Annotated in this window: 11 protein-coding genes; 8 read left to right on the forward strand and 3 right to left on the reverse strand. The window is 63.6% G+C overall.

Annotated features, from left to right (window positions below; all coding sequences use genetic code 11):
* Position 1: 1 nt before the first annotated feature.
* Positions 2-757 (forward strand): SDR family NAD(P)-dependent oxidoreductase, encoded by a 756-nt coding sequence (locus tag ACKOED_RS15625; RefSeq protein WP_408917552.1) that lies wholly within the window; start codon positions 2-4, stop codon positions 755-757.
* A gap of 3 nt (positions 758-760) precedes the next feature.
* Here ACKOED_RS15625 and glpK read toward each other — a convergent pair whose 3' ends face one another.
* From glpK to ACKOED_RS15640, 3 genes are read right to left on the reverse strand one after another with little or no spacing between them, the layout of a single operon-like run.
* Positions 761-2,245 (reverse strand): glycerol kinase GlpK, encoded by a 1,485-nt coding sequence (gene glpK / locus ACKOED_RS15630; RefSeq protein ID WP_408917553.1) that lies wholly within the window; start codon positions 2,243-2,245, stop codon positions 761-763.
* A gap of 3 nt (positions 2,246-2,248) precedes the next feature.
* Positions 2,249-3,760, reverse strand: a complete 1,512-nt coding sequence (gene glpD, locus ACKOED_RS15635; RefSeq protein WP_408917554.1) for a glycerol-3-phosphate dehydrogenase — start codon at positions 3,758-3,760, stop codon at positions 2,249-2,251.
* Complete coding sequence (locus ACKOED_RS15640) at positions 3,757-4,560, reverse strand: DeoR/GlpR family DNA-binding transcription regulator (protein WP_408917555.1); 804 nt, start codon at positions 4,558-4,560, stop codon at positions 3,757-3,759. Before ACKOED_RS15640 ends, glpD begins: the two co-directional genes overlap by 4 nt.
* Before the next feature lie 198 nt (positions 4,561-4,758).
* Here ACKOED_RS15640 and ACKOED_RS15645 point away from each other — a divergent pair, with 198 nt between their 5' ends.
* From ACKOED_RS15645 to ACKOED_RS15675, 7 genes are all read left to right on the forward strand, one after another.
* Positions 4,759-6,495, forward strand: coding sequence for an ABC transporter substrate-binding protein (locus ACKOED_RS15645; protein WP_408917556.1), 1,737 nt, complete (start codon positions 4,759-4,761; stop codon positions 6,493-6,495).
* 70 nt (positions 6,496-6,565) lie between these two features.
* A complete protein-coding gene (locus tag ACKOED_RS15650) occupies positions 6,566-7,630 on the forward strand; it encodes an ABC transporter ATP-binding protein (protein WP_408917557.1) in 1,065 nt (354 codons plus the stop codon).
* On the forward strand, positions 7,630-8,703 hold the full coding sequence (locus ACKOED_RS15655; protein ID WP_408917558.1) for an ABC transporter ATP-binding protein: 1,074 nt from the start codon (positions 7,630-7,632) through the stop codon (positions 8,701-8,703). Before ACKOED_RS15650 ends, ACKOED_RS15655 begins: the two co-directional genes overlap by 1 nt.
* The gene (locus ACKOED_RS15660; RefSeq protein ID WP_408917559.1) at positions 8,700-9,563 is read left to right on the forward strand and encodes a carbohydrate ABC transporter permease; all 864 of its coding nucleotides are present in this window, start codon (positions 8,700-8,702) and stop codon (positions 9,561-9,563) included. Before ACKOED_RS15655 ends, ACKOED_RS15660 begins: the two co-directional genes overlap by 4 nt.
* Positions 9,563-10,360: a carbohydrate ABC transporter permease gene (locus ACKOED_RS15665; protein ID WP_408917560.1), complete on the forward strand. Its 798-nt coding sequence runs from the start codon at positions 9,563-9,565 to the stop codon at positions 10,358-10,360. Before ACKOED_RS15660 ends, ACKOED_RS15665 begins: the two co-directional genes overlap by 1 nt.
* Positions 10,361-10,385: 25 nt before the next feature.
* Entirely contained in the window at positions 10,386-10,697 is a 312-nt protein-coding gene (locus ACKOED_RS15670) for a DUF2160 domain-containing protein (protein ID WP_408917561.1), read from the forward strand.
* 82 nt (positions 10,698-10,779) lie between these two features.
* Entirely contained in the window at positions 10,780-11,502 is a 723-nt protein-coding gene (locus ACKOED_RS15675; RefSeq protein ID WP_408917562.1) for a class II aldolase/adducin family protein, read from the forward strand.
* The last annotated feature ends 135 nt before the right edge of the window (positions 11,503-11,637 follow it).

The raw sequence follows: 11,637 nt of genomic DNA on the forward strand, positions 1-11,637 counted from the left end.
GGTGGCTGACCCCATCGTCTGGAAGACGGCGTGGATCACCGGCGCGTCCACCGGCATCGGACGGGAAATCGCTCTTCAACTGGCGGCCCGCGGCGTGAAGGTTGCGGTCTCCGCGCGCTCCGCTGAAAAACTGGCGGCGCTGGGGCCGGGGCTGATGGCCGTGCCGCTGGATGTGACCGATGCATCGGCCTGCCAGGCGGCGGTTGACAAGATCGAGGCGCAACTGGGGCCCATCGATCTCGCCGTGCTGGGGGCCGGCACCTATACGCCGGTCGCCATCGACCGGCTCGATCCCGGCCAGTTCTCCCGCATGATGGACACCAACTACATGGGCGTGGTGAACTGCATCGCCGCGCTGGCGCCGCGCATGATGGCCCGCGGCCAGGGCCATCTCTCCTGGATCGCCTCGGTGGCGGGCTATGTCGGGCTTCCCAAGGCGGCGGCCTATGGGCCGACCAAGGCGGCGCTGATCAATCTCGGCGAGTGCCTGTACCCCGAGATAAAGCTCAAGGGCGTCCGGGTGAGCGTCATCAACCCCGGCTTTGTCGAAACCCCGCTCACCGCGCAGAATGATTTTGAGATGCCTTTCCTGATGAAGGCGGACGAGGCGGCGCGGCGCAGCATCGACGGACTTGCATCAGGCCGTTTCGAGATCGCTTACCCGCGGCGCTTCGTTGCCATCCTCAAGACCCTGCGCGCCTTGCCCTATCCGCTGTTCTTCCGGATCATCGCGCGCTCGGTGCTGAAGGCGGGCTGAAACTCAGCTCAGCAGGCGGCGCACCGCCTCGCTCCAGCCCTTGTATTTGGCCTCCCGCTCAGCGGCCTTCATTTTCGGCATGAAGCGGGTCTGGCGCTTCCAGCGCTTTGCGAAGCTGGCGGGTTCCGGCAACAAACCGGCCTTGAAGCCCGCGAGATAGGCGGCCCCCAGCGCCGTCGTCTCCAGGATCGGCGGCCGGTCAACGGGTGCATCGAGAATGTCGGCCAGGCGTTGCATGGTCCAGTCCGACGCCGTCATGCCGCCGTCGACGCGCAGGATCGTCGCGCCGGTATCGCCCATGTCCTTCTGCATGGCTTCCAGCAGGTCACGCGTCTGGTAGCAGATGGCCTCGAGTGCTGCCTGCGCCAGTTCGCGCGCCGTGCTGCCGCGGGTGAGCCCGAAGATCGCCCCGCGCGCGTCCGAGCGCCAGTAGGGCGCGCCCAGCCCGACGAAGGCCGGCACCAGATACACATGCTGGTGCGGGTCAGCCGCTTTCGCCAGCCTGCCGGTTTCGCTCGCCGTGCGCACGAGTTTCAGCCCGTCGCGCAGCCATTGCACGGCTGCGCCCGCGATGAAGATGGCGCCCTCCAGCGCATAGGTGCGCTGGCCGCCGATCTGGTAGGCGACGGTGGTGAGCAGCCGGTTGTTGGAGCGCACCGCCCGTTCGCCGGTGTTGAGCAATGCGAAGCAGCCGGTGCCGTAGGTCGCCTTCATCATGCCAGGCGCAAAACAGGCCTGGCCGATGGTGGCGGCCTGCTGGTCTCCGGCAACGCCGCAGATCGGCAGCGCCGCGCCGAACAGCGCGGGATCGGTGGTTCCGAAATCAGCCGCGCAATCTTTCACCTCGGGGAGCAGGCTCGCTGGCACGTTGAGGATACGGAGCAGGGCTTCGTCCCACTGGCCGGAATGAATGTTGTAGAGCAGCGTGCGCGAGGCGTTGGTGGCGTCGGTCGCGTGCACCTTGCCGCCGGTGAGCCGCCAGATCAGGAAACTGTCGATAGTGCCGAAGGCGAGCTCGCCCTTTTCCGCCTTCTCGCGCGCGCCCTTCACATGATCGAGCAGCCAGCGGATCTTGGTTCCCGAAAAATAAGGGTCGAGCAGCAGGCCGGTCCTGGCGGTGAATTGCTCCTCATAGCCTTCGGCTTTGAGCTTCTCGCAGAGCCCGGCGGTGCGCCGGTCCTGCCAGACGATGGCCTTGTGGATGGGCTTGCCGGTGCGGCGGTTCCAGATCACCACCGTCTCGCGCTGATTGGTGATGCCGATGGCCTTCACCGCCTGCGGCCTGGCCTTGGCTTTCTTCAGCGCCGCCTTGCTCACCGCCAGCACGCTGCGCCAGATTTCCTCCGGGTCGTGCTCCACCCAGCCGGATTTTGGGTAATATTGCCTGAATTCCTTCTGGCCCGAGCCCCTCGGTTTGAGCTTCGCGTCGAACACGATGGCCCGCGACGATGTGGTGCCCTGGTCAATGGCGAGGATCAGTCCGGTCATGGTTCAGCTCCCGACGCGCATCAGCTTCGGAGCGCCGCCGTCCGCCATGAAGCCGCGCAGCGCGTCCTGTTCCTGCTCGCTCATGTGCAGCCCCAGCTTCGAGCGCCGCCACAGAATATCATCGGCGGTTTCGGCCCATTCCTGGTGCTTCAGCCAGGCGATCTCGCGCTCGCTCAGCGGCCCGAACGAGCGCCCCAGATCTTCGGCGCGGCGGGCGCCGTCCAGCATGCGCGCGGCCCCCGTGCCATAGGCGCGGAACAGGCGCTTGGCGTTTGCGCCGCCGAGGAAAGAATACTGGCGGGACAAGGCGGCGATCCGCTGGTCCACCTCGTCATAGGCGAAATCGCCGCCGGGCAGCGGCGCGCTGTGCGTCCACGGCTTGCCCATGCCGGGAAAGAACGGCGCGATCTTCTCCATCGCCGCCTCGGCGAGCTTGCGGAAGGTGGTGATCTTGCCGCCGAACACCGAGAGCAGCGGCGCGCCGCCGTCCGTCTGGTCGAGCTTCAGCACGTAATCGCGGGTCGCTTCCTGCGCCTTGGACGCGCCGTCATCATAGAGCGGCCGGATGCCGGAATAGGCCCAGCGGATCATCTGGCGGGTCACCGGCGTCCTGAAATATTCGCTCACCGCGCCCAACAGGTAATCGGTCTCGGCTTCTGAAATATGCGGCTTGCCGGGATCGCCCTTGTGGTCTTCGTCGGTGGTGCCGATCAGCGTGTAGTCTGATTCATAGGGAATGGCGAAACAGATGCGCCCGTCGGCATTCTGGAAGATATAGCAGCGGTCATGGTCATAGAGCTTGCTCACCACCAGGTGGCTGCCCTTCACCATGCGGATCTTGTCGGGGTCGTTGCGGCCCACCACCGCGCCCAGCACCTGGCTCACCCAGGGGCCCGCCGAATTGATCAGCGCCCGGGCCCGCAGCTTTTCTTCCTGGCCGCCCTCGCGGGCCACCGTCAGTTCCCATACGCCATCGGCGCGCCGCGCGGAGAGCACTTTCGTCCGTGTACGAATCACCGTTCCGCGGCTGGCCGCGTCGCGGGCGTTGAGCACCACGAGGCGCGAATCCTCCACCCAGCAATCGGAATATTCAAAGCCGCGCGTGTAGCTGTCCTTCAGCGGCTTTCCGGTGGGATCGTTGCGCAGATTGATGCCGCGCGTGCCGGGCAGGATTTCCCGGCCGCCGAGGTGATCGTAGAGAAACAGCCCAAGCCTGAGAAGCGGCCAGGGCCGCATGCCCTGGTGGTGCGGAAGCACGAAGCGCAGCGGCCAGATGATATGCGGGGCCGCCTTGAGCAGCACTTCGCGCTCGATCAGCGCCTCGCGCACCAGCCGGAACTCATAATGCTCGAGATAGCGCAAGCCCCCGTGGATGAGCTTGGTCGATGCGCTGGAGGTGCCCGAGGCAAGGTCGTTCTGCTCGGCGACGCAAACGCTGAGGCCGCGGCCCGCCGCATCGCGGGCAATGCCGCAGCCATTCACGCCGCCGCCGATGACAAACAGATCGAACATCATTCGGCGGCTTCCATGGTTTGCTGTTGTTGCGGCGCCGCTTCGGCGATTTCCAGCCTCACGCCGTTGTCGTTGCAGAAAGCCACGACCGGCTCGGGCGGCGTGCGGTCGGTCACGAACACGTTGACATCCGACAGATGACCGATCCGCACCGGCGCGCTGCGGGTGAATTTCATGGCGTCCGCCACCAGCATCACGTTGCGGGCATTGTGCATGATGGCCTTGGCGGCGCGCACCTCGCGGTAGTCGAAGTCAAGCATGGCGCCATCCTCGTCGATCGCCGAGGCGCCGATCACCGCGTGGTCGACCTTGAACTGGCTGATGAAGTCCACCGCCGCCTCGCCGACGATGCCGCCGTCGCTCTTGCGCAGCATTCCCCCCGCCACGATCACCTCGATCTTCGGCCGCGGCATCAGAATGGCGGCGACATGGATGTTGTTGGTGATCACCAGCAAGCCCTCGTGATGCACAAGCGCGCGCGCCACTTCCTCGGTGGTGGTGCCGATGTTCATGAACAGCGAGCAGTTATTGGGAATGAGGCTTGCCGCGCGCCGGGCAATCACCTCCTTCTCGACCGCCGCGATGTGGCGGCGGGCCTCATAGGCGAAATTCTCGACGCCGGAGGACAGCATGGCGCCGCCATCGGTGCGGGCCAGCAACCGCGTGTCGCAGAGCTCGTTCAGATCCTTCCGGATGGTCTGCGGAGTCACGTCAAAACGCAACGCCAGGTCATCCACCGTCACATTGCCGGTCTGCCGGGCCAAAGCCAGTATTTGCTGTTGACGGGGACTGATACCCTGCATGATAACTCCAGAAGGATGCGCTCCCGCCGTGACCGGGTAGGGCGAACCCATATTTCCATGATATTCCCTTTTTTTCGCATTTTGCAATATTGCACTGCAAAAAGCTTCGGAATTTTCGCGATTGACCTTCGTTTGGTTTCGGATGATATTTTTAAACAGACGTCAGGACTCTGGCGTCAATCCCTAGGGAGGACCCACATGAAACTGAAATACCTTGCCTCCGCGGCGGGCTTTGCGCTGCTCGCGGTCGCAAATCCGGCTTTCGCGGATGTTGAAGCCGCGAAGAAGTGGATCGATTCCGAATTTCAGCCGTCGACACTGTCGAAAGAAGACCAGCTGAAGGAGATGGAGTGGTTCATTCAGGCGGCAGCGCCGTTCAAGGGCATGGAAATCAACGTGCTCTCGGAAGGCATTCCGACCCATGACTACGAATCGAAGGTGCTGACCAAGGCCTTCGAGGAAATCACCGGCATCAAGGTGAACCACCAGATCCTCGGCGAGGGCGAAGTGGTGCAGGCCGTGCAGACGCAGATGCAGACCAACCGCAATCTGTATGACGGCTATGTCAATGACTCCGACCTGATCGGCACGCACTCCCGTCTGCAGCAGACCTATAATCTGACGGACATGATGGCTGGCGACTGGAAAGACGTAACCAATCCTGGCCTCGATCTCGCCGATTTCATCGGCGCGAAGTTCACCACCGGTCCGGATGGCAAGCTCTATCAGCTGCCCGACCAGCAGTTCGCCAACCTCTACTGGTTCCGCAAGGACTGGTTTGACCGTGCGGACCTCAAGGAGAAGTTCAAGGCCAAGTACGGCTATGAGCTTGGCGTGCCGGTCAACTGGTCGGCCTATGAGGACATCGCGCAGTTCTTCACCGACGAGGTGAAGGAAATCGACGGTGTGCGCATTTACGGCCACATGGACTACGGCAAGCGCGCCCCGGACCTCGGCTGGCGCATGACCGACGCCTGGCTCTCGATGGCCGGCGCCGGCACCGTCGGCGAGCCCAACGGCATCCCCATCGACGAATGGGGCATCCGCATGGAAAAGGGCTCCTGCAACCCGTCGGGCGCCTCGGTGGCCCGCGGCGGCGAAACCAACGGCCCGGCGGCGGTCTACGCCATCGCCAAGTGGGACGAGTGGCTGCGCAAATACGCGCCTCCAGGTGCGGCCGACTACGACTTCTACCAGTCGCTGCCGGCGCTTGCCCAGGGCAACGTCGCCCAGCAGATCTTCTGGTACACGGCCTTCACCGCCTCGATGGTGGCGCCGAAGTCGGAAGGCAACAACACCGTCGACGACCAGGGCAACCCGCTGTGGCGGATGGCGCCCTCGCCGCATGGCCCCTACTGGAAGGAAGGCCAGAAGGTCGGCTATCAGGACGTGGGTTCGTGGACGATCCTGAGGTCGACCCCGATGGACCGCGCCAAGGCCGCATGGCTCTATGCGCAGTTCGCGGTGTCCAAGACGGTCGACGTGAAGAAGAGCCAGGTCGGTCTCACCTTCATCCGCGACAGCACCGTGCGCCACCAGTCCTTCACGGACCGTGCGCCGAAGCTGGGCGGCCTGGTCGAGTTCTACCGCTCGCCGGACCGTATCCGCTGGTCGCCCACCGGCATCAACGTGCCTGACTATCCGAAGCTGGCCCAGCTCTGGTGGCAGCAGATCGGTGACGTGAACTCCGGCGCCTTCACGCCGCAGGAGGCCATGGACCGTCTCGCCGCCGAAATGGAGCAGGTGATGGCCCGCATGGAAGCCGCGGACAAGGCCAACAACACCTATGGCGGCTGCGGCCCGCGTCTGTCGGAGCCCAAGGATCCGTCAGAGTGGCTCGGCAAGGCCGACGGCCCCAAGGCCAAGCTCGAAAACGAGAAGGAAGCCGGCCAGACGATCGCTTACGAGGAAATCGTCAAGCGCTGGCAGGAGTAACTTCTCTTGACATCGGGAGCGCGGGAAGCAATTCCCGCGCTCCAACCGTCTTATGACGCAAAGGCATGCAATGGCCCTCGAATTGATCGATATCAGCAAGCGTGCCGGGGCCGAGACCCATATCTATCCGACATCGCTGGTGCTGCCCGAGGGCTCGTTCAACGTGCTGCTGGGCACAACGCTCGCCGGCAAGACCACGCTGATGCAGATCATGGCCGGCATCCAGAAGCCGACATCGGGCGCCATCAGGTTTCGTGGCAAGGATGTGACCGGCGTTGCCGTGCAGCAGCGCAACGTATCCATGGTCTACCAGCAGTTCATCAATTATCCGAATTGGAGCGTCTACGACAACATCGCCTCGCCGCTGAAGGTGGCTGGCATGAGCCAGGGCGAAATCGACAAACGCGTCATGGCGGCCGCCGATCTCCTGCGCCTCAAGCCGATGCTGAAGCGCCGCCCCTCGGAGCTTTCCGGCGGCCAGCAGCAGCGCACCGCGATTGCCCGCGCCATCGTCAAGGATTCCGACCTGATCCTGCTCGATGAGCCGCTCGCCAATCTCGATTACAAGTTGCGCGAAGAACTGCGCGACGAATTGCCGAAGCTGTTCGCCGGCCGCAACGCCATCGTGGTCTATGCCACGACGGAGCCTTCGGAAGCGTTGCTGTTCGGCGGCAATACCGCGACCCTGCATGAGGGCCGCATAACCCAGTTCGGCCCCACCGCAGCGATCTACCGCGCGCCCAAGGACCTGCTCACCGCGCAGGTGTTCTCCGATCCGCCGATCAACACCGCGCCGGTCGAAAAGCGCGGCGACCGGCTGATGATTTTCGGCAACAGCAGCTGGCCCGCCGGCGCCGCGGCCGCGAAGCTTCCGGACGGCAAATACACGCTGGGCCTCAGGCCGCATCATCTGACGCCGCTGCCTGCCGAGGGCCGGGCCGCCGCGGTCGATGGCCGCGTGCTGGTGACCGAACTCTCCGGCTCGGAAAGCATCATTCATCTGGATGTCGGCGGGTCGACCTGGGTGTCGCAGTCGCATGGCATTCATCCCTTCGAGGTGGGCTCGCCGGCGAAACTCCATGCCGAAATTGACCGCGCGCTGTTCTTCGCGCCGTCCGGCGAACGGGTGTCCTGATGGCCGAAATCCGCATCGAGAACCTCCGCCACTCCTACATGGCCAATCCGCAAGGCGAGGAGGATTACGCGCTGAAGCGGTTGTCGCTCACCTGGGAGGATGGCGGCGCCTATGCGCTGCTCGGGCCTTCGGGCTGCGGCAAGACCACGCTCTTGAACCTGATCTCCGGCCTGCTGACGCCCACCGAGGGCACCATCAGCTTCAACGGCCGCGACGTGTCGCGCGCGACGCCGGAGGAGCGCAACATCGCGCAGGTGTTCCAGTTCCCGGTGATCTACGACACCATGACGGTGTACGACAATCTCGCCTTCCCGCTTCGCAACCGCGGCGTGCCGGAGGCTGACATCAAGGCCCGCGTCGGCGAGATCGCCGAGATGCTGGAGCTCACCAAGACGCTGTCGAAGCGCGCCTCGGGCCTCACCGCCGACGGCAAGCAGAAGATCTCGCTGGGCCGCGGCCTGGTGCGCGCCGACGTGAACGTGATCATGTTCGACGAGCCGCTCACCGTCATCGACCCGCATCTCAAGTGGCAGCTGCGCTCGAAGCTCAAGGAGCTGCACCTCAAGACCAGGCGCACCATGATCTATGTGACGCATGACCAGACCGAAGCGCTGACCTTCGCCGACCGCGTGGTGGTGATGAACCTCGGCGAAGTGGTCCAGTCGGGAACGCCGATTGAACTGTTCGAGAAGCCGCAGCACACGTTCGTCGGCCATTTCATCGGCTCGCCCGGCATGAATGTGCTGCCTGCCGAACTGCGCGGCGGCAAGGCCTTCTTCGGCGGCCAGCCGGTTGAAACGGGCAATGCCGGCGAGGCCACGGCCAAGGGCCGCACCGAGATCGGCGTGCGGCCGGAATTCGTGTCCGTGGCGGCCGACGGCATCGCCGCCGATGTGGTGCGCGTTTCCGATGCCGGGCGCTACCGCATTGTCGAAACCAGAAGCCACGGCCACAGCATCAAGCTGCTGCTGAAGGAGGGCGAGAGCGTGCCGGAGGGCAAGACGTTCCTCGCTTTCGATCCGCCGCACACCCAGGTCTATGTCGACGGCTGGATGGCGGGAACGCACCGATGACCAAGATCCAGAACAACCGCGCCTGGTGGCTGGTGCTTCCGGTGTTCCTGATGGTGGCGTTCAACGCGCTCGTGCCGCTGATGACGGTCGTCAACTACTCGGTGCAGGAAACCTTCGGCAACAACGAGTTCTTCTGGTCCGGCACGGTGTGGTTCGACCAGCTCCTGCATGACCGGGATTTCCATGCCTCGCTGCGCCGCCAGATCATCTTCACCGCGCTGGTTCTGATCATTCAGATTCCGCTCGGCCTGGCGATTGCGCTGTGCATGCCGCGCAAAGGCCCCTGGGTGTCGGTGTGCCTGGTTCTGCTGGCGCTGCCGCTGCTCGTGCCGTGGAACGTCGTGGGCTCGATGTGGAACATCATGGCGCTCCCGGACATCGGGCTTCTTGGCAAGGGCATCAACGCGCTGGGCATTCCCTTCAACTATACGCGCCAGCCGATTTCCGCCTGGTTCACGGTGATCCTGATGGATGTCTGGCACTGGACCTCGCTCGTCGTGCTGCTCTGCTATGCCGGGCTTGTGGCGATCCCGGACGCCTATTACCAGGCCGCCAAGGTCGACGGCGCCAGGCCATGGGCGGTGTTCCGCTATATCCAGCTCCCCAAGCTCAAGCATGTGCTGACCATCGCCATCCTGCTGCGCTTTATGGACTCTTTCATGATCTACACGGAAGTCATCGTGCTCACCGGCGGCGGCCCAGGCAGCACGACGAAGTTCCTGTCAATCGACCTCGTGCAGAAGGCGCTGGGCGGCTTCGACCTCGGCCCGGCCGCCGCCTTCTCCATCGTCTACTTCCTGATCATCCTGTTCTTGAGCTGGCTGTTCTACACGCTGATGATGCGCGAGGAGGCCAAGTGATGCGCAAGCGTTATATCGTTCTGGCGCTTTATATCCTGTTCCTGCTGCTGCCGATCTACTGGCTGCTCAACATGTCGTTCAAGACCACGAACGAGATCCTGGGCGGCTTCAGCGCCTTCCCGCGCGATTTCACGCTGGACAGCTACCGGACGATCTTCACCGATCCGTCCTGGTACAACGCCTATATCAACTCGATCACCTATGTGGTGATCAACACGGTGATTTCGATCCTGTTCGCGCTGCCCGCGGCTTACGCCTTCTCGCGCTACCGCTTCCTCGGCGACAAGCATCTGTTCTTCTGGCTGCTGTCCAACCGCATGGCGCCAGCCGCGGTGTTCGTGCTGCCCTTCGTCAATCTCTATTCGGCGGTTGGCCTGTTCGACACGCCCTGGGCCGTGGCGCTGGCGCACACGCTGTTCAACATTCCGCTGGCGGTTTGGATTCTCGAGGGCTTCATGTCCGGTGTGCCGAAGGAACTGGATGAAACCGCCTATGTCGACGGCTATTCATTCCCGTCCTTCTTCATCAAGATCTTCCTGCCCACCATCTCGGCGGGAATCGGTGTCGCGGCGTTCTTCTGTTTCATGTTCTCGTGGGTTGAAATGCTGCTGGCCAAGAACCTCACCTCGGTCGCCGCCAAGCCCATTGTTGCGGCCATGACGAAAACCGCCAGCACCTCGGGCTATGAGCTGGGCCTGCTCGCAGCGGCGGGCGTTCTCACGCTCATTCCCGGCGCCATCGTCATCTATTTCGTGCGCAACTATATCGCCAAGGGCTTCGCCCTCGGCCGCGTATGAGAAAGGCAGGACCATGGAAAACCCGATGATGTTCTCGGCCGAATGGTGGCAGCAGCCGCTGGGAAGCTGGATGGCCTGGAACCGCGTCACCATCGCGTTCTTCCTCTATGTCTTCGGCTCGATCCTGGCCATGGGTGTGTGGGAATATTTCTCGCCAGGCGGCTCACCGCGCCGCGGCATCTTCCGCCTCGATACGACCCGGGGCGACCGGCTGTTCATGACGCATCTGGGCAGCGCCTTCATCTTCCTCGGCTGGCTTGCCTTCTATGGAACGCCGTTGTGGGGGGCGGTGATCCTGGCGCTGATCTGGGCTTTCATCGTCTTCCGCTGGGCCTGATCGCCGCGAGGTTGCCTTTATGGGCTGGCGGGACTATGCCAGCCGCGCCCGTTGTTCCGGCCAATCTCCGAGGTTCATGCTCATGCCCAAGACCAGCCATCTCGCCGAACGCCGCCAGATGATCGCCACCTGCCGCAAGATGAATGCCTCCGGCATCAACCAGGGCACGTCCGGAAACCTCTCCCTGCGCATCAAGAGCGGCTTCCTGATCACTCCCTCCTCGCTCCCCTATGACACCATGAAGCCGGAGGACATTGTCGAGATGGACTTCGACGGCAGCTACGCGGGCCGCAGGCCTTCCTCGGAGTGGCGCTTCCACCGCGACATCCTGAAAGCCCGCCCTGACATCGACGTCGTACTGCACTGCCATTCCGTCTATGCGACGACGCTGGCCTGCCATCACAGGACCATTCCGTCATTTCACTATATGGTTGGAATCGCCGGCGGCACCACCATCCGCTGCTCGCCCTATGCCACCTTCGGCACCCAGGCGCTGTCAGACATGGCGATCGAGGCGCTTGAAGGGCGGCTCGCTTGCCTGCTGGGCCAGCATGGGCAGATTTCGCTCGGCAAGACCATGGACAGCGCCCTGTGGATGGCGACCGAGGTCGAGACGATTTCCCGGCTCTATGTGCAGGCGCTAACCCTCGGCAAGCCGCCCATCCTCTCGGATGAGGAGATGGACCGGGTAATCGCCCAGATGAAGCGCATGAGCTATGGTTTCGGCCCCGAACCGGAAGGCGCCAACGACGTGGCGCGGCCGCGCAAGCCCGCCGCGGCGAGGAAGACCAGCCGCAAGCGCTAGAGCGGCACCCTATCTGAATGAATCTTTTTGGGATTCCCAAATCAGCGAGAAAATGATTCACACTGTCTGCCGGGTTTGGAGGCCGGCAGTCATGTCGAAAGCGCTGTCACTCGATCTCAGGGTCCGGGTCCTGGC

The organism is Aestuariivirga sp. (genome assembly GCF_046093005.1).
Lineage (GTDB): Bacteria > Pseudomonadota > Alphaproteobacteria > Rhizobiales > Aestuariivirgaceae > Aestuariivirga.

Bases quoted from the DNA above. Each gene is read 5' to 3' on its own strand.
- glpK (WP_408917553.1), bottom strand. From the start codon at position 2,245: ATGACCGGACTGATCCTCGCCATTGACCAGGGCACCACATCGTCGCGG.
- glpD (WP_408917554.1), bottom strand. From the start codon at position 3,760: ATGATGTTCGATCTGTTTGTCATCGGCGGCGGCGTGAATGGCTGCGGC.
- ACKOED_RS15640 (WP_408917555.1), bottom strand. From the start codon at position 4,560: ATGCAGGGTATCAGTCCCCGTCAACAGCAAATACTGGCTTTGGCCCGG.
- ACKOED_RS15645 (WP_408917556.1), top strand. From the start codon at position 4,759: ATGAAACTGAAATACCTTGCCTCCGCGGCGGGCTTTGCGCTGCTCGCG.
- ACKOED_RS15650 (WP_408917557.1), top strand. From the start codon at position 6,566: ATGGCCCTCGAATTGATCGATATCAGCAAGCGTGCCGGGGCCGAGACC.
- ACKOED_RS15655 (WP_408917558.1), top strand. From the start codon at position 7,630: ATGGCCGAAATCCGCATCGAGAACCTCCGCCACTCCTACATGGCCAAT.
- ACKOED_RS15660 (WP_408917559.1), top strand. From the start codon at position 8,700: ATGACCAAGATCCAGAACAACCGCGCCTGGTGGCTGGTGCTTCCGGTG.
- ACKOED_RS15665 (WP_408917560.1), top strand. From the start codon at position 9,563: ATGCGCAAGCGTTATATCGTTCTGGCGCTTTATATCCTGTTCCTGCTG.
- ACKOED_RS15670 (WP_408917561.1), top strand. From the start codon at position 10,386: ATGATGTTCTCGGCCGAATGGTGGCAGCAGCCGCTGGGAAGCTGGATG.
- ACKOED_RS15675 (WP_408917562.1), top strand. From the start codon at position 10,780: ATGCCCAAGACCAGCCATCTCGCCGAACGCCGCCAGATGATCGCCACC.